Source organism: Flavobacterium plantiphilum (assembly GCF_046000495.1).
GTDB lineage: Bacteria > Bacteroidota > Bacteroidia > Flavobacteriales > Flavobacteriaceae > Flavobacterium > Flavobacterium plantiphilum.
This window is the reverse complement of sequence record NZ_JBELQA010000009.1, coordinates 52,426-70,611: the sequence shown is the minus strand read 5'-3', so window position 1 is coordinate 70,611 and position 18,186 is coordinate 52,426. Positions and strand designations below refer to the sequence as shown.

The 18,186-nt window shown below is 33.6% G+C and carries 19 protein-coding genes; 14 read left to right on the top strand and 5 right to left on the bottom strand.

Annotated features, from left to right (window positions below; all coding sequences use genetic code 11):
• Positions 1 to 182 precede the first annotated feature (182 nt).
• From pepT to ABS764_RS14575, 3 genes are all read right to left on the bottom strand, one after another.
• Complete coding sequence (pepT, locus tag ABS764_RS14585) at positions 183 to 1,460, bottom strand: peptidase T (protein ID WP_408082526.1); 1,278 nt, start codon at positions 1,458 to 1,460, stop codon at positions 183 to 185.
• Between the two features lie 152 nt (positions 1,461 to 1,612).
• Complete coding sequence (locus ABS764_RS14580; RefSeq protein WP_408082525.1) at positions 1,613 to 4,063, bottom strand: TonB-dependent siderophore receptor; 2,451 nt, start codon at positions 4,061 to 4,063, stop codon at positions 1,613 to 1,615.
• A gap of 186 nt (positions 4,064 to 4,249) precedes the next feature.
• The gene (locus ABS764_RS14575) at positions 4,250 to 4,657 is read right to left on the bottom strand and encodes a DUF1003 domain-containing protein (protein ID WP_408082524.1); all 408 of its coding nucleotides are present in this window, start codon (positions 4,655 to 4,657) and stop codon (positions 4,250 to 4,252) included.
• Between the two features lie 172 nt (positions 4,658 to 4,829).
• On the opposite strand from ABS764_RS14575, the gene ABS764_RS14570 reads away from it, so the two are divergent.
• From ABS764_RS14570 to guaB, 5 genes are all read left to right on the top strand, one after another.
• A complete protein-coding gene (locus tag ABS764_RS14570) occupies positions 4,830 to 5,849 on the top strand; it encodes a quinone-dependent dihydroorotate dehydrogenase (protein WP_408082523.1) in 1,020 nt (339 codons plus the stop codon).
• Between the two features lie 109 nt (positions 5,850 to 5,958).
• Entirely contained in the window at positions 5,959 to 6,822 is an 864-nt protein-coding gene (locus tag ABS764_RS14565) for a hydroxymethylglutaryl-CoA lyase (protein WP_408082522.1), read from the top strand.
• A gap of 116 nt (positions 6,823 to 6,938) precedes the next feature.
• The gene (locus ABS764_RS14560; RefSeq protein ID WP_408082521.1) at positions 6,939 to 7,445 is read left to right on the top strand and encodes a hypothetical protein; all 507 of its coding nucleotides are present in this window, start codon (positions 6,939 to 6,941) and stop codon (positions 7,443 to 7,445) included.
• Positions 7,442 to 8,842 (top strand): DUF5723 family protein, encoded by a 1,401-nt coding sequence (locus ABS764_RS14555; RefSeq protein WP_408082520.1) that lies wholly within the window; start codon positions 7,442 to 7,444, stop codon positions 8,840 to 8,842. The genes ABS764_RS14560 and ABS764_RS14555 overlap by 4 nt, the downstream gene beginning before the upstream one ends.
• 98 nt (positions 8,843 to 8,940) lie before the next feature.
• A complete protein-coding gene (gene guaB, locus ABS764_RS14550) occupies positions 8,941 to 10,413 on the top strand; it encodes an IMP dehydrogenase (RefSeq protein ID WP_408082519.1) in 1,473 nt (490 codons plus the stop codon).
• An 88-nt stretch (positions 10,414 to 10,501) separates the two neighbouring features.
• Here guaB and ABS764_RS14545 read toward each other — a convergent pair whose 3' ends face one another.
• Together ABS764_RS14545 and ABS764_RS14540 are read right to left on the bottom strand one after the other, a co-directional pair.
• Positions 10,502 to 10,882: a PH domain-containing protein gene (locus tag ABS764_RS14545; protein ID WP_408082518.1), complete on the bottom strand. Its 381-nt coding sequence runs from the start codon at positions 10,880 to 10,882 to the stop codon at positions 10,502 to 10,504.
• Between the two features lie 64 nt (positions 10,883 to 10,946).
• A complete protein-coding gene (locus ABS764_RS14540) occupies positions 10,947 to 11,552 on the bottom strand; it encodes an NUDIX hydrolase (RefSeq protein WP_408082517.1) in 606 nt (201 codons plus the stop codon).
• Positions 11,553 to 11,559: 7 nt separating this feature from the next.
• Between ABS764_RS14540 and pyrE the strand changes: the two genes are divergently transcribed.
• From pyrE to arsB, 9 genes are all read left to right on the top strand, one after another.
• A complete protein-coding gene (gene pyrE, locus ABS764_RS14535; protein WP_408082516.1) occupies positions 11,560 to 12,213 on the top strand; it encodes an orotate phosphoribosyltransferase in 654 nt (217 codons plus the stop codon).
• A gap of 10 nt (positions 12,214 to 12,223) precedes the next feature.
• Positions 12,224 to 12,616, top strand: coding sequence for an SRPBCC family protein (locus ABS764_RS14530; protein WP_408082515.1), 393 nt, complete (start codon positions 12,224 to 12,226; stop codon positions 12,614 to 12,616).
• A gap of 756 nt (positions 12,617 to 13,372) precedes the next feature.
• Complete coding sequence (locus ABS764_RS14525) at positions 13,373 to 13,711, top strand: P-II family nitrogen regulator (RefSeq protein ID WP_408082514.1); 339 nt, start codon at positions 13,373 to 13,375, stop codon at positions 13,709 to 13,711.
• Between the two features lie 36 nt (positions 13,712 to 13,747).
• Positions 13,748 to 14,950: an ammonium transporter gene (locus ABS764_RS14520; protein ID WP_408082513.1), complete on the top strand. Its 1,203-nt coding sequence runs from the start codon at positions 13,748 to 13,750 to the stop codon at positions 14,948 to 14,950.
• Positions 14,951 to 15,177: 227 nt separating this feature from the next.
• Positions 15,178 to 15,432, top strand: coding sequence for a heavy-metal-associated domain-containing protein (locus ABS764_RS14515; protein ID WP_408082512.1), 255 nt, complete (start codon positions 15,178 to 15,180; stop codon positions 15,430 to 15,432).
• 111 nt (positions 15,433 to 15,543) lie between these two features.
• On the top strand, positions 15,544 to 15,873 hold the full coding sequence (locus ABS764_RS14510; protein ID WP_408082511.1) for an ArsR/SmtB family transcription factor: 330 nt from the start codon (positions 15,544 to 15,546) through the stop codon (positions 15,871 to 15,873).
• A gap of 18 nt (positions 15,874 to 15,891) precedes the next feature.
• Positions 15,892 to 16,362 carry a DUF6428 family protein gene (locus ABS764_RS14505; RefSeq protein WP_408082510.1) on the top strand — a complete coding sequence of 157 codons (471 nt, stop codon included), beginning with the start codon at positions 15,892 to 15,894 and terminating at the stop codon, positions 16,360 to 16,362.
• Between the two features lie 31 nt (positions 16,363 to 16,393).
• Complete coding sequence (locus ABS764_RS14500; protein WP_408082509.1) at positions 16,394 to 17,026, top strand: arsenate-mycothiol transferase ArsC; 633 nt, start codon at positions 16,394 to 16,396, stop codon at positions 17,024 to 17,026.
• A gap of 1 nt (position 17,027) precedes the next feature.
• A complete protein-coding gene (gene arsB / locus ABS764_RS14495; RefSeq protein ID WP_408082508.1) occupies positions 17,028 to 18,095 on the top strand; it encodes an ACR3 family arsenite efflux transporter in 1,068 nt (355 codons plus the stop codon).
• Positions 18,096 to 18,186: the final 91 nt, after the last annotated feature.

The following is an 18,186-nucleotide window of genomic DNA, read 5'->3' as shown; positions in this document are numbered from 1 at the left end:
TTGTAAATACACTTTTAATACCTCATTGAGTTATCAGAGTAATAAGGTATTGTATTTAAATTTACACAAAATTTACATACCGGAATGTTAAGTTTTTCTATACAAGTACTTAAAAGATTATAAAGAGATAAAAAAAAGCCCCAGATTTTGGGACTTTTTGCTTGAAATAAATGTAATTCTGATTATTTTCTTTTTTTTGTTTTTGTATCTTCCAGTCCATAATCAGGAAGAGCGGTTAGCTCTGCAATTTTTACAATTACAGATACAGCTTTTTGCATACTTTCAACCGGAACATATTCGTATTTACCATGAAAGTTGTGTCCGCCGGCAAAAATGTTGGGACATGGTAATCCCATATACGATAATTGAGAACCATCGGTTCCGCCACGAATAGGTTTTATAATAGGTTTGATCTTTAAATCTCGCATGGCCTTTTCAGCAATATCAACAATGTGTTTTACAGGAAGTACTTTTTCCTTCATGTTGTAATATTGATCTTTGATTTCAGCAATAACAATATCTTCTCCTAATTGTTTTGCATATTGTTTATTGATTTTACGGACTATCTTATTGATTTTTTCTTTTCTTTTTTCGAATTTTTTTCTGTTGTGATCTCTGATGATTAATTCAACAATTGTTTCTTCGATGCTTCCTGTAACATGATGTACATGATAGAATCCCTGATATCCTTTGGTTTTTTCAGGTACTTCGTCAGAAGGTAATTCATTAAGAAAACTATTGGCGACTAACATGGAATTAATCATTTTGCCTTTGGCATAACCGGGATGAACACTTTTTCCTTTGAACGTAATTTTTGCTCCTGCGGCATTAAAGTTTTCATATTCTAATTCGCCTACCTGACTTCCATCCATAGTGTAAGCCCACTGAGCACCAAATTTTTCTACGTCAAAATGATGTGCTCCGCGACCAATTTCTTCATCCGGTGTAAATCCAATTCTGATTTTGCCATGTTTAATATCCGGATTTTTAATCAGGTATTCCATCGCAGTTACAATTTCGGTAATCCCGGCTTTATCATCTGCGCCAAGTAGAGTTGTTCCGTCTGTAGTAATTAAGGTTTGTCCTTTATATTGTAATAAATCTTTGAAATAATTAGGGGATAACACGATGTTTTGTTCTGCATTTAGTACAATATCTTTTCCGTCATAATCTTTCAAGATTTGTGGTTTTACATTAGCTCCGCAAAAATCAGGGGAAGTGTCAAAATGAGAAATAAAACCTATTGTTGGAACTTCATGATCTACATTACCAGGCAATGTCGCCATGATGTATGCTTTATCATCGATGGTTACATCCTGCATTCCTATGGCTTTTAATTCTTCAACTAATTTATGGGCTAAAATCCATTGTTTTTCGGTACTTGGAGTTGTTTCGGAATTTGGGTCAGATTCCGTATCAATAGTTACATAACTAATAAAGCGATCAATGATATCTTGCATAAAGTGGTATTTTTTTATTGGGATGCAAAGATAGAGTAATTTTAAAGCATAAGAAGTCAAACCTAATATTCAAGCTGATTTTTATTTTTTTAAGATATAAAAACACCACTAGTTTGAATTGAACTAGTGGTGTAATTATGATGGTTTGAAAATTAAAATTTAATTGTAAGACCCGCAACGACGGTTCTTGGTGGTTGCGCTGTCAATGTTCCCTGGCCTGTAAAATAAAGTTCATCAGTAAGGTTGTCTACTTTTAATCCAATTCGATATCTGGGTCTGTCATAAAATACGGTAGCAGTTAGTAAAGTATAACTTGGTAAAGTAAATACACCTGTAGTTGCGGAGTTTCCGGTTAGATGTTTTCCAATATAATTTATACCTGTACCGATACCAAGACCTTGAATTTTTCCTTTATGAAAAGCATAACTAACCCATGAATTAACTAAAGTAGCTGGACCTGCTGATGCCGGACGTCTTCCCTCAAGTGCCGTTGTAGATTTTGTAAGTTTACTATCGTTATAACTGTAACCCGCAATTATATTTAATCCTTCAATAGGATTTGCAATCAATTCCAGTTCTACTCCTTTGCTTTTTTGTGTTCCGTTTTGCACCGTAACCACATAATTTTGTCCTCCAATATTTACTTCTTCAGGACGAGTCATATTACTTACCGAAATATCATAATAACTCGCTGTAAAACTCAATTTTCCTTGAAAAAGATCGGTTTTGATACCTCCTTCATATTGATTGGCGTGCTGTGGTTTAAAAGTTCCTGAAACGTTTGGTGCAGTTTGCGTTACTGGTGGTACGTTTGCAAATCCATTCATGTAATTTCCAAATAAGGAAATACGATCCGGAAGGATTTGGTAAACCAAACCAAATTTAGGTGATACAGCAGTTTGCATGTATTCAGAATTCGCCAAAAGAGTTGCAGTTGCTTGATTAATAGTTCCACGATTTTGAAAACGGTCCACTCTAAGACTCAGCATTCCCATTAATCTATCGGTAATATTTAATACATCTGAAGCATATACACTGTAAATATTAGCCTTAGTGTTGTTTTTAGTTGGTGTTGCTGTAGATGTTGCTAGTCTGCTCTCAACAGCTGCTTTAGATATTTTAGTATAGTTTGCATCTTGTGGATTCAAACCACTTACATTGTCAAAAACGATATACGGAGAATTATCATTATTAATAGTTTGATTTAAATAATCAAGACCAATTACCATTCTGTTACGTAATCCTAATAATTTAAAGTCTCCAATAAAATTTTGCTGTAAATCTGTTGCAGTATTAACTGTATTTTGTAATGATACATTGCGTTCTAACATTTCATCGCTTGTAGCTCCTCTTAAGAAAGAATAAAGATAAAATCCGTTTGATCTACGGCTGTTAGCTGAATAAATAGTTTGTGAGTTCCAATTATCTGAAAGTTTATAATTGATTTGCCCTTTGATGTTTACCGTTGGGTTCTTCATAACTAAATCATTACTGGTGAATGATCTTTTCCAGTTAAAATTTAATTCTGCCGGAGTAGTGGCTATATAGGGGCGTACTCTGTTTAGGAATATAGTAGCAGGACTTGTTCCTTCCAGCGAATAAAAGCTTGCAGTTAAACTCAGATTTAAACGCTCGCTGGAACGATATTCCAGCGTAGGAGCTACAAAAAAAGATCTTTTAAAACCGGCATCCTGAAAACTACTTTGATTTTGATAAGCAGTATTGATACGGAAAAATAATTTCTTTTCATTGTTAACAGGTCCGTATACATCAGCACTCAAACGGTTTAATCCATAACTGCCTGTAGTAAAATTCACTTCTCCACCTAAAGTATCCAAAGGTTTCTTTGTTACGATATTAATTAATCCGCCAAAAGAAACTACTGCACCTCCAAAAAGTGTTCCGGATGGTCCTTTGATTAATTCAACACGCTCAATGTTAGCAGGTTCTATTTCTCCATTAGTTTGCGATGGTACTCCGTCAACAAAAGCGGCTTCTGTTCTGAATCCACGCATAGCATAAAAGGAAGCCCCATCACTGTTAATCCCTCTGTTATTTTGAAGTTTATAGACTCCCGGAGAATTTTTAAGGGATAAACTAAACTCTGTAACCATTTGTTCTGTTAGAAGGGTTTTAGGGATAGTGGTATAAATTTGAGGGTTTTCTAAATTGCTTAAAGGCATTTTAGCGGAAGTAGTGGTTTTTTTGACAGAGAATTTGTTGGTTCGTCCACCATTAATTACTACTTCTTCTAATTGTTGATTGTTTTCTGAAAGAATAAAATCCTGTATTTGATTTTCTCCTTCCTTTAAAATTATTTCACGTTTCTGTTCTTCTAAACCTACATAATTTACTATAAGTACATAATTACCTGCTTGAATATCTTTAAGGATATATTTACCTTTAGTATCTACCTGAGCAGATTTACCTCCTTCGATAGTAACATTTACAAATTCTGCCGGCTTGCCATCCTTTGTCGTAACAGTTCCTCTAATACTACTATTCCTGTGTTGAGCCAGGATAGTCAAATGTCCCATTATAATACTAATGGTTAATGCTAATTTAAATACTTTCTTTGTATTTATAAGACATACTCTTTTCATTTTTTGTGAAATATTAATTACTATAAAAATACTTGTTAATGATTTCACAAAACTACAGTTTTTATTTAGACTTGTTTTAAATAATACGATAAATTTTTTAATTTTTTTTATACTAAAAAACTGAAAGAATTAAATTTTCAATTCAATCCCGATATTACCCGATATTATTAAAAGGAGTAATCAGATTCATGAATTATTTTCTAACATTTTGATTATCTTATCTAATTTTTCCACTTCAATAGAATTAAGTTTTGCAGCCAATGCCTCAATTTCTATTTTAGCCTCTTTATTTGTTTGGTAATCTTCCTGAGCCTGGATACGGTCTCTTTCGTTTTGGCGGTTTTGCGCCATCATAATTATGGGAGCCGCATAAGCGGCTTGTGTGGAGAATAAAAGATTTAGTAATATAAAAGGATAGGGATCCCAATGTTTGCAATAAGCAATAAGATTAAGTCCCATCCATATCATTACAAATACGGTTTGAATGATTATAAAACTCCAGGAGCCCATTCCTTTTGCCACGCTGTCTGCAATTCTGCTGCCCCAGCTTAGATTATCACTATGTTTTTGATGCCAGTTTTTATTGATGTTCATTCTGTAATATTTTTATTTAAAAGTACTGAAAGTTTTGTTTGAAAACACATTCTGATTGTTTCAGATCGTTAATTTTAATTTAAAAAATAGTAGAATGAGTTCTTAAAAAAAGCAGACCAATTATTTCTTATTCGTTTATATAATTCTATTTTTGCACACAAATTAAAATCCTATGTATAAACAGCTTATCCGACCGCTATTTTTTTGTTTTGATCCGGAAAAAATACATCATTTTACATTCTCATTAGTTCGTATTACTTCTAAAATCCCTGGTTTTTCGGCTATTTATAAATCATTGTATGTTGTTAATGACAAAAGATTAGAAACGGAAGTCTTTGGTTTAAAATTTAAAAATCCTGTTGGACTTGCAGCGGGTTTTGATAAGGATGCCAAATTATACAAGGAATTGTCTCATTTTGGTTTTGGTTTTATTGAAATTGGTACCTTAACGCCAAAAGGTCAGGAAGGAAATCCTAAAAAACGCTTGTTCAGACTAAGAGAGGATTCAGCAATTATCAACCGTATGGGATTTAATAACGGTGGCGTAATGGAAGCCGTAGAACGATTAAAATCCAATCCGGGAGTTTTAATAGGGGGGAATATTGGTAAAAATAAAGTAACTCCTAATGAAGAAGCTACTTCGGATTACGAAATCTGTTTTGATGCTTTGTATGATTATGTCGATTATTTTGTGGTAAATGTAAGTTCTCCAAACACGCCAAATTTACGCGCTTTGCAGGATAAAGAACCGTTGACACAGCTGTTGCAGACTTTGCAAAATAAAAATTTGGCTAAGCCAAAACAAAAACCAATTTTGCTTAAAATTGCTCCTGATTTGACCGATGAGCAATTGTTAGATATTATAGATATTGTAAAAGAAACTCAAATTGCAGGTGTAATTGCAACCAATACAACTATTTCGCGTGAGGGTATACAGTCAGAAAATAAAGCCGAAATGGGCGGATTGTCAGGAAAACCGTTAACCAAACGTTCTACTGAAGTAATTCGTTTTCTTTCTCAAAAAAGCAATAAAGCGTTCCCAATTATTGGAGTGGGAGGAATTCATTCCGCTGAAGATGCTATTGAAAAGTTAGATGCAGGCGCCAGCTTAGTACAGCTTTACACCGGTTTTATTTATGAAGGTCCGGCCTTAGTAAAAGCTATCAATAAAAAGATTTTGAGCAGGATGTAAACTAACTCAAAAAAAAGATAAAAGTAAAAGCGTAATTCTTAATAAGGTTACGCTTTTTTTATGAGTTCTAAATTTTGCCACTTTGCAAGTTTTAGTATCTTTGAAATCTATGGAACCAATAAAAATTATAGAATGCCCACGTGATGCCATGCAGGGCATTAAAACTTTTATTCCTACCGAGAAGAAAGTGGCGTACATTCAGTCTTTATTGCGTGTGGGGTTTGACACCATTGATTTTGGAAGTTTTGTTTCTTCAAAAGCTATTCCGCAAATGCAGGATACCGCGGTGGTTTTAGATCAATTGGATTTATCACAAACTAAAAGTAAATTATTAGCAATTATTGCTAATACAAAAGGGGCTGAGATAGCAGCGCAATTTGAAGCAATTCAGTATTTAGGTTTTCCTTTTTCTATTTCCGAAAATTTTCAGATGCGTAATACTCATAAAACCATAGCTGAATCAATTGTGAGTTTACAGGAAATTCTGGAAATAGCATCAAACAACAATAAAGAGGTTGTTGCTTATTTATCTATGGGGTTTGGGAATCCTTATGGAGATCCATGGAATGTGAATATTGTAGGGGAGTGGACAGAAAAATTAGCCGCAATGGGAGTTAAAATACTTTCGCTGTCCGACACCATTGGAAGCTCAACTCCGGAAGTTATACGGTACTTGTTTTCGAATTTAATACCGGCATATCCTCAGATGGAATTTGGAGCTCATTTGCATACTACTTATGATAAATGGTTTGAAAAAATTCAAGCCGCTCATCAATCGGGTTGTCGTCGATTTGATGGTGCAATTCAGGGTTTTGGTGGATGTCCTATGGCTAAAGATGAACTCACAGGGAATATGCCAACAGAAAAATTATTATCTTATTTTACCGCTAATAAGGAAAATATAAAACTGAATCCTCTGAGTTTTGAAAGTGCTTATAATGAGGCTTCAAAGTTATTTGGTGCTTTTTATTAATTATGAATTTTTATAATAAAACTTTCTGATTTTCGTTCTCTTAGTCTGAAAGTATTTGAATTCTTATGCTGAAAAAATATTATCTGTTTCAAATAACGTGTTGGGCATTTTTGATAATGTGCTCTTTTTCCTGTTCAAGTGATTTAAATTTTGATCAGGCTAATGATTTGAAATTAGAACCTGTAGTCGAAGGAAATCTGAGCTATTTTAATGTGGCAGCCACTGATTTTCTGGCTGATGATGGTTCAGAATATGATTTGGTTTTTGATTCTCAGGATTTTGATATTTTCAGAGACAGGTATCTCAATGATTATTTACAAAAAGCAGATTGTTATTTTGAAATTACAAATACTATAAACAGGTCTTTTAAAGCTGATATTGTTATGCTGAATAATGATGATCAGGTTTTGTACACTATCCCTTTTAATATTCCTGCTTCAACAGCAGCGCCAATTATAGTCAGCAAAACGGAGATTTTTGAAAATGCTAAATTACAATTGCTCAAAAATACCAGAAAACTTCAATTTGCATTGTCGGTAAAGTCCGGTCAGGCTTTTACCCCAAATACCACAGGAAATTTACAGTTACGTTCCAGTGCAACCGTATATTTAGAAATAGAATGAGAAAAATTGTTGTGGTTGGTTTCTTTTTAATTTCGCTAAATTGTTTCTCACAAAACAAACAATTATTATATAATTTTACGTCAGTTCCGCAATCGTTAATGACAAATCCCGGCGCCGATTTTAAATACAAATATTATTTTGGTATCCCTTTACTTTCCGGTTTTTCCTTTAAAGCCGCTTCATCCGGATTTTCAGCGTATGATTTGTTTGCCAATGACGGAGTCGATTTCAATCAGAAATTAAGAAATGTGGTGTATTCAACCAGCCGACGCGATCATGCAGCGGTAAACGAACAAATAGAAATTCTTAATGGTGGAATAAAACTTGGAGACTGGCTGGATAATAAAGGATATCTTTCTTTTGGTTTGTATCAGGAGTTTGATTTGTTTGCTTATATGCCAAAAGATCTGGCTATTTTAGCTTTAGACGGTAATCAGAATTATATTGGGAAATCTTTTAATCTGGCTGATTTAAGTGTAAAAGCTGAAGTCCTTACCGTTTTGCATTTGGGATTTCATAAAAATGTTTCCGATAAATTAACAGTAGGAGCAAGAGGTAAAATTTATTTTAGCAGTTTTAATGCAACTTCTACACAAAATTCAGGTTCCATAATTACTACTAATTCGAATACCACGGTTTATAATCAGATAATTAATTCAAATCTGGAATTGAAAACTTCAGGAATTTCAAAATATATAGCAGATGAATATGAGGGAGATATAGCCAGAGATATTCAGAAACAAGTATTGTTTGGCGGAGATATGGGTTTAGGTTTTGACGTAGGTTTTACTTATTATCCTAAAAAGAATACTCAGATTACAGCCAGTATTCTTGATGTAGGATTTGTAAATCATAGCAAAGACATTGAAAATTATACCTTGAAAGGGTATTACAACTACGAAGGGATTAATCCTGATTTCTCAAATACCAATGATCCGGAGAGCGTTTATGATGATTTTAGAGAAGCGATTCCTTTAGATACTTTATACAATAAATATACTACCTGGCGTCCTGTAAAATTAAATGCTTCTTATCAATACTCTTTTGGAAGAGCTGCTGATGAAGATTGTCTTTGTGTATCCGGAGAAAAAACATATAAGAATGCTGTAGGGGCTCAGCTTTTTGTGATGAGTACACCCCGAACTCCTATAACTGCATTGACGGGATTTTATCAGCGGCATATTTCTGATCAATTACATCTTAAAGCAACTTATACCTTAGACTCATATTCTTATACGAATGTAGGATTGGGACTGTCAGCTAATTTAGGAAAGTTCAATATGTATTTTATGGCTGATAATTTATTAGAATATCGTGATGTTTCTAAGGCGAATAGTCTTTCGTTTCAATTTGGATTTAATTTTATTTTCAAAGACAGTAATGAACCCCCTTATTGATAATAAGTATAAGCAACTGTTAAATAAATTGGATTTTGAATTATAAAAAGTCAAAATAATTTGCTATATTTGCACGCAATTCAACTAGAAATTGCAACATGATAGCACACAACTCAAAGATTATCGGAGAAGGTTTAACTTACGATGATGTATTATTAGTTCCTAATTACTCGCATGTGCTTCCTCGCGAAGTGAGTATCAAAACAAAATTTTCAAGAAACATAACGCTTAACGTTCCTATTGTATCTGCAGCTATGGATACCGTGACCGAAAGTTCTATGGCAATTGCTATGGCTCAAGAAGGAGGAATTGGTGTTTTACATAAAAACATGACTATTGAGCAGCAAGCTGCTAAAGTAAGAAAAGTAAAGCGTGCCGAATCAGGTATGATTATCGATCCGGTTACTTTGCCACTTAGCGCTACTGTAGCGGATGCTAAATTAGCAATGAAGGAATACGGTATCGGCGGAATTCCGGTTGTTGATGAAAATCAAAAATTAAAAGGAATTGTTACCAATCGTGATTTGCGTTTCGAAAAAAACAGTACCCGACCAATTATTGAAGTTATGACCAGTGAAAATCTGGTTACGGTTGCCGAAGGAACTTCATTGGAGCAGGCAGAAGTTGTTTTACAGGGACATAAAATTGAAAAACTTCCTGTTATAGATAAAGATAACACATTAGTAGGTCTGATTACGTTTAGAGATATTACTAAATTAAATCAACGACCAAATGCTAATAAAGATAAATTTGGACGTTTGCGTGTAGCTGCAGCTTTAGGTGTTACTGCCGATGCAGTTGAAAGAGCTACAGCCTTAGTAAATGCCGGTGTTGATGCTGTTATTATTGATACCGCTCATGGACATACTAAAGGTGTGGTAGATGTTTTGAAATTAGTTAAGGCACAATTTCCGGATTTAGATGTTATTGTTGGAAACATTGCTACACCGGAAGCTGCCAAATATTTAGTTGAAAATGGAGCCGATGGAGTAAAAGTAGGAATCGGACCTGGTTCTATTTGTACTACCCGTATTGTGGCAGGTGTTGGATTCCCTCAGTTTTCTGCTGTTTTAGAAGTAGCAGCAGCTATTAAAGGCTCAGGTGTTCCTGTAATTGCTGATGGTGGAATTCGTTATACAGGAGATATTCCTAAAGCGATAGCGGCAGGAGCTGATTGTGTAATGTTAGGTTCGCTTTTAGCCGGTACTAAAGAATCTCCGGGAGAAACAATTATTTTTGAAGGAAGAAAATTCAAATCTTACAGAGGAATGGGTTCTGTGGAAGCAATGCAAACAGGTTCTAAAGACCGTTATTTCCAGGATGTAGAAGATGATGTGAAGAAACTAGTTCCGGAAGGAATTGTAGGTCGTGTACCTTACAAAGGGGAATTAAACGAAAGCATGCTGCAGTTTATTGGTGGACTTCGTGCAGGAATGGGGTATTGTGGTGCTAAAGATATTGCTACATTACAGGAAACAGGACGTTTTGTTCGTTTGACTTCAAGCGGAATTTCTGAAAGCCACCCTCATAATGTTACGATTACTAAAGAAGCTCCAAATTATTCCAGATAATCAGGCTTAAATTATACAAAAAGCTATCTTGAAGTGAGTAACTTTAAGATAGCTTTTTCATTTTCTGTAAAAAAAATATCAGAAGTCTTTATTTTAAAACGTGTGTTGCTAAAACATTGTGAACATCATACACATTCACTGATTTGTTGAATTGTTTTCTGATGCTTGGAACTTGTTCACTGGAAACCCAGATTTTCAATTCGGCTTCTAAATCAAAAGTCCCGGCGGTTTCAATGCTAAATCTTGAAATGCTTTTATAACTAATTGATTTGTATTCGACTTTACTTGCTGTTAAACCTTGTTTGTCAACTAAAATAAGCCTTTTGTTGGTGAAAATAAATACGTCCCGGATAAGTTTAAAACCCAGTTCAATTTCTTCGCCATTAATTAATAATTTTCCGTAATCTTTTAGTAAATCTTCCTGGCTGACCGTTCCTGCGTTTCCAAGTAATGCTGAAAATAATCCCATAGTTAAATATATTTAATCGTTAGTTGAAATCATTTATTTCGCAATCTGCTTTGTCCTGTTAAAATTACAATTTTAATTCTTCTTCTTTTTCAAATAATAGTTTGATGTTTTCATAGGAGTTTTTCAGGATCTCGGGAATTGCATCAGGATGAATCCAGGCTACTTTTTCAATGCCTTCATCGAGTTGTCCCTGTGGTGTTCCTTCAAAATCAGAATGCATTTCAAACCAATGGGTAACTTTTAATTTATAAACACCATTACGTTTAAAAACATGATAGGTTTTTTGTAATTTATTGGTAATCCGTAACTGATTCACTCCGGTTTCTTCTTCTACTTCACGCATAGCGGTCTGTTCGATTTCTTCCTTTTTTTCGACACCGCCTTTAGGTAAATCCCATTTTCCATTTCGAAAGATAAATAAAACCTCTCCCTTTTTATTATAAACTAAGCCTCCTCCAGCTTTGTTTACAGGGATTTTAGATTTTAGAGTTTTCATAATCTCTTTCTCATCAGGATGGTAGAGATAGGCTTTTTGAATTTTATTTTGAAAGATTTTGATTATAATTTGTTTGATATCAACACTTTCTAATAAAAACAACTGAAAATCTGTCTCTCTGGAGATTTTATTTGTCAAAAAAAGTGGTTTGTCGTTAACAAAAACTTTATACATTTGTACTATGATTTTTAATAAAGATACAGCCGAAAAAACAGCCGAATTGCTTTTACAAATAAATGCAATTAAATTGAATCCTGAAAATTCTTTTACATGGGCTTCCGGATGGAAATCACCGATTTATTGTGATAACCGTCTAATTCTTTCATTTCCAAGCATACGAAATTATGTCAGAGATGAATTTGCAAAAAATATTGAGAAACAATTTGGGAAACCAGATGTAATTGCCGGTGTTGCTACAGGAGCTATCGGTATAGGTATGCTCGTTGCCGAAAGCATGGGGTTGCCTTTTGTGTATGTTCGTCCTGAACCTAAAAAACACGGTCGCCAGAATCAGGTGGAAGGCTTCCTTCAAAAAGGGCAGAATGTTGTAGTGGTTGAAGATTTAATTAGTACCGGGAACAGTAGTTTACTGGCTGTTGAAGCTTTACGTGCAGCAGGAGCAAATATTAAAGGTATGGCGGCTATATTTACGTATGGATTTGATGTTGCTGAAGAAAATTTTAAAAAAGCAAAATTAGATTTATATACATTAAGTAATTATCAGAATCTACTGAATTTGGCTGTGGCTAAAAGTTACATTACTGAAAAAGAAGAAAAAACTTTAAGAGAATGGAGTGTTACTCCTTCGACTTGGGGACAAGTAGAGACTAAATAATAAAACAATCATGAACTTAGAAAGTCCAAAAGTTAACGTTGAAAAATCGGCAGAGGAATTGTTTGAATTGTTGACTGACATGAAGAATTTTGAAAAACTGATGCCGGAAAACATTGCTAAGTTTGAAGTTATCGGAGAAGATTCTTTTTTGTTTGGATTAAAAGGGATGCCTGAAATTCAATTGAAGATTAAAGAAAAGATGGCTCCCAATAAAATTGTCTTTGGTTCTGCATCTGATAAAGTGCCTTTTACTCTTATAGCTGTTATTGATCGTGTTTCTGTTAATTCAAGTGCTGTAAAATTAGATTTCGAAGGAAGTTTTAATCCCATGATGGCCATGATGGTAAAAGGTCCTATCAGTAAGTTTATTGAAACGCTGGTTACCAATATGCCAAAACTATAATTTCATTTTTTTTAAATAATTCACACAACCCTTTTAGTCTCTGACTGAAAGGGTTTCTTTTTTTTGTAATAAATTAAAGAGATTAAAAAAACGGAAATCAATTCCCTGTTTGTATCGATTACTCTGTAATATGTTTTTTTGCTTTTATTGTTTGCTTCTTAAACAAACTGCTTTTAAAAACGTTTTCTTATAAGAGCATTTTTTTTGTTTTTATATACAGAGCTGCTCTTTTTTTTGCTTTAATAGAAATGCTTGTTTTTTTAAATATTTTGCTCTGTACCCTATTTTTTTTGACTCAAAACGTGTTTTTATGTTTAAAATTATGTTTTTTGCTCTTTTTTAAGTGTTAAAATTATATAATACCCCTATTTTTTAAGGGTACCTATTCAAAATATATTGTGAATAAATCAAAATACATAAGTTGAAATTAAATTTTATCTATTATTTTGATTTGATTTTCGGTTATTGATAATTCTTTCGGATTTTGAGCAAAAAATATTAATTCTTTGACTTTTTTAAACCAAAAGTTAATAAATTCGCCATTATCAATAACAAAACAACAAAATATTAACAATCTTCCAAAAAAGACAAAGCAGTAAAAATTAAAAAACATTCAGCCAAAACTAAATTACAAATGAGAAAACAAGCTAATCCAAAAAACAAGTAGAAAATTTAAACCAAAATTTATAATTGAAAGACTATAAATAAATAAACAATAAAAAACTTTTACCATAAATCAATTTAAATCCACTTATTATGAAAAAAATCGAAGCAGTGATACGAAAATCAAAATTTGATGAAGTAAAAAAAGCTTTACACCAAATTGAGGTTAACTTTTTTACCTACTGGGATGTTACCGGTGTTGGTAATGAAAAAGAAGGACATGTATACCGAGGAATTACTTACAGTACTTCTGATATCCAAAGAAGATACATTTCTATTGTTGTTTCTGATCCTTTTTTAGAAAGAACTGTCGATGCTATTTTAAATGCTGCCGGTACCGGAATGGTAGGGGACGGAAAAGTATTCGTTTCTGATGTTATTGAGACATACCGAATCAGAACTAAAGAAAAAGGAACAGACGCTGTTAACTAAAACATTTTTTAAAATTAACTAATAAAAATATATATTATGGATACGAATGCTGTATTAGACTTAATGTGGGTATTGATCTGCGGAATTTTAGTGTTTTTCATGCAAGCTGGTTTTACTTTGGTAGAAGCTGGTTTTACAAGATCTAAAAACACAGGAAATATTATAATGAAAAATTTAATGGATTTCTGTATTGGTAGTGTTGCTTTCTGGGCAATAGGTTACTCTTTAATGTACGGAGATTCAATTAGTGGTTTTATAGGGACACCAAGTTTGTTTTTTGATTCTGCTGCTGATATGCACAGTTTATTCTTTCAGACTGTTTTTGCTGCAACTGCTGCAACTATCGTTTCAGGAGCGATTGCTGAAAGAACAAAATTTACAACATACTTATTTTTCTCTTTATTGATGACATTAGTAATCTATCCTATCTCAGGAAGCTGGGTTTGGAACGGAGGCGGATGGTTAGCTGAAATGGGCTTTACTGATTTTGCGGGATCAACTGTTGTGCACTCTTTAGGAGGATGGGCTTCTTTGGTTGCTGCTGCAATGGTAGGACCTAGAATTGGAAAATATAATGCTGACGGATCTTCAAACGCAATACCTGGACACAATATTGTTTTAGGTGCTTTGGGAGTGTTTATTCTTTGGTTAGGCTGGTTCGGATTTAATCCGGGTTCTCAGTTAGCTATTTCTGGAGACAATGCTTTAGCAGTTGCAGGAGTATTCATTACAACAAATTTAGCAGGTGCAGCCGGAGCTTTAGCAGCAATGTTTGTTACTTGGATTATTTATAAAAAACCGGATGTTTCAATGACGTTAAACGGTGTTTTAGCAGGACTTGTAGGTGTAACTGCTGGATGTGCTGCTGTAAGTGCGATGGGAGCTTTCTGGATTGGATTGATTTGTGGTATAGCCGTTGTGTTCTCTATTGAATTTATTGATAAAAAACTTAAAATTGACGATCCGGTTGGAGCTGTTTCTGTACACGGTGTATGTGGTGCTTTAGGTACTATCCTAGTAGGTGTGTTTGCTACCGATGGAGGTTTGCTTTATGGTGGTGGATTTGAGAAATTAGGTGTTCAGGTAACTGGGGTAGTTGCAATAGGTGCATGGGCAATGGTGACTACTTTTATTATCCTTTTTATCCTTAAAAAATTAATGGGACTAAGAGTTACTAAAGAAGAAGAAATTGACGGATTAGATATTCACGAACATGGTTCAAATGTTTACAATGACTAAAAAGTAATTCCTTTTTAAATACTAAAAAAACCACAACATTTTTATGTTGTGGTTTTTTAATTTTAGAGCAGTTCCTAAGTATAGAAACAGAAAAGAATGTTAAATAACTCGAAAAATTCACAAAAATTTGAGACTGTAATTAAAAGTTAATCCGTGATAAATGTTTAAATTTAACTGATACAAACTATGTCACTACGACAATAGTATTAATTTAAAATATAAAAATCATGAGTTTATTGACAGATAATGTTATTCCCGGAGAACACGGAAAAGTGTTTGGTACTGATGCTAAAGAAGACAGTGAATTAAAGGCAATCAGAGAAAATCTTTTAAAATTGGATGGAATCACTGAGGTACAACTTAATAATTCCATTTTTCCCAGAGAATTTACCGTACTTACAAACAAAGTAATTAGTATTGATGAGATTGAAAAACGCGTTAAATCAATTGGTTTTCATGCCATTCCTAAACAAGTAATCTAACATATACAAACTCCTTTAAAGAAATTGATTTTAAAGGAGTTTTTTTTATTTTAAAAATTAACATTGCAGTTTGATTTTATTATCGTAATATTGCAATATAAAAATATAACGATGGGTATTACTAAAAGTGAAAATTTTACAGAAGAGCAAAATCAATTGTCCGGCTTGGCTAAAGCTATTGGTCATCCGGCCAGAATAGCCATTATACAGTATTTAATTAAAGTGAGGAGTTGTATTTGCGGAGATATTGTAAATGAACTGCCACTGGCTCAGCCTACAGTATCCCAACATTTGAAAGAACTGAAAAATGCAGGTTTGATTAAAGGAAATCTTGAAGGAAATGCTATTTGTTATTGTCTGGACGAAGAAGGTTTTAGAAAAATAAAATCTTTTTTTGAAAGCTTAGACAGTTATTTTGATAATACTAATCAATGTTGTTAAATTTAAAATTATAAAGTCATGAACTTATCAGAAATCAAGCATATATTAGGCAGTATAAATCATGTTGATTTTGTGTTAGAAAATGGAACTGCTGTTCCGGAACATTTTCATGTAACCGAAATAGGACTAATAAATAAAAAATTTATTGACTGTGGAGGTATAGTCAGAAATGAAAAGAAAGTTAATTTTCAGCTTTGGGATGCTAATGATTTTGAGCATCGTTTAAAACCTTCGAAACTTTTAAATATTATTGCATTATCTGAAAAGATATTGGGAATTGAAGATTCTGAAATAGAAGTCGAATATCAGTCAACTACAATCGGTAAGTACGATTTAGACTTTGATGGAAAAAACTTTATTCTGTTAAACAAAAAGACTGCCTGTTTAGCTGTAGAGCAATGTGGGATTCCTCAGGAAAAACAAAAAGTAAAAGCAGGCGAAATTACAATTCAATCTCAGAGTTGTACACCTGGAGGCAGTTGTTGCTAAATAAATTCACTTTAAACTCAAAACATTAAAAATGACTGCAACCCAACCAGAAGTATTTTCAGAAATTGAAAAAGTAATTCAGAATTTTAAATTCGAAAACATAGCTGAAGATCGAAAATTGGTATTACAACCTTTGGTAGATTTTATCCAGAATAAAGTAAACAATAATCAGGAAGTAAGACTAAATTTGATATGTACCCATAATTCCAGAAGAAGTCATTTATCGCAAGTCTGGGCACAAACAGCAGCGGCTTATTATGATGTTAAGAATGTATTTTGCTATTCCGGCGGAACCGAAGCTACTGCTTTATTCCCAATGGTAGCTCAAACCTTGACCAATCAAGGATTCCAAATTACGATTATTGAAGAAGGAGTGAATCCTGTTTATAGTATTAAATTTTCAGAAAATGCGCATCCCGTTATAGGATTTTCTAAAACCTATGATGATAGCTTTAATCCGCAATCTCAATTTGCTGCAATTATGACCTGTTCTCAGGCTGACGAAGGTTGTCCTTTTATTGCCGGTGCAGAAAAACGTATTCCAATAACTTTTGAAGATCCCAAAGCTTTTGATAATACACCGCAACAGGCTGAGAAGTACGAAGAAAGAAGTATTCAGATTGGTACCGAGCTCTTTTATGTTTTTTCACAAATAAAAAAATAGTATGTCAGTTGTAGATTGTGCTCCGGCATTTAAAAGAAAAAAACTTAGCTTTTTAGACCGTTACCTGACTCTTTGGATTTTCCTGGCGATGGTTTTTGGGGTTCTTATTGGTAATTTTTTTCCTTCCAGCGGATCGTTTATTAATTCCTTTTCCAGCGGAACAACTAATATTCCACTGGCTGTCGGATTGATTCTTATGATGTATCCTCCTTTAGCTAAAGTAAAATATGAAGAAATGGGGGCGGTTTTTAAAAACATCAAAATATTGACTGCTTCGCTGTTTCTTAATTGGATTATAGGTCCTGTTTTGATGTTTCTACTGGCACTTGTTTTTCTAAAAGACTATCCGGAATATAGGATTGGTGTCATCTTAATTGGTTTGGCCCGATGTATTGCTATGGTGGTGGTGTGGAATGACCTTGCTGAAGGAAATCGCGAATATGCAGCAGGCCTTATTGCTTTAAACAGTATTTTTCAGCTGGTGCTGTACAGTGTTTATGCCTATGTATTTATCACTGTTTTGCCTCCTTATTTTGGTTTTTCAGGATTTGAAGTTGCTATTAGTATTGCTCAGATTGCCGAAAGTGTTGCTGTTTATTTAGGGATTCCGTTTGCCTTAGGAATCATTAGTCGTTATAGTCTGATTTACTTTAAAGGTAGTGAATGGTTTCAACAGAAATTTATACCTATGATTTCTCCAATCACATTAATCGCTTTGTTGTTTACTATTGTAATTATGTTTAGTTTAAAAGGAGCATTAATTGTTCAGATTCCGATGGATGTGGTTCGAATTGCAATTCCATTGGTGATTTATTTTGTAATTATGTTTATCATAAGTTTTTTTACAGGAAAATATTTTGGAGCCGATTATTCTAAAAGTACCGCTATTGCCTTTACGGCTACGGGAAATAATTTTGAATTGGCTATAGCAGTGGCTATTGGTGTATTTGGTATCAATAGCGGACAGGCTTTTGCAGGTGTTATAGGTCCTTTGGTAGAAGTTCCGGCTTTAATCGCATTGGTAAATGTAGCATTCTGGTTCCAAAAGAAATATTTTGTTGCCAATTAAGTAGTCGTACTTAATCAGATTTATTTCACTTATAATAAAAGCATTCGTTAATAAGTATTTTTAGGAGCTTATTTTCGAATGCTTTTTGTGT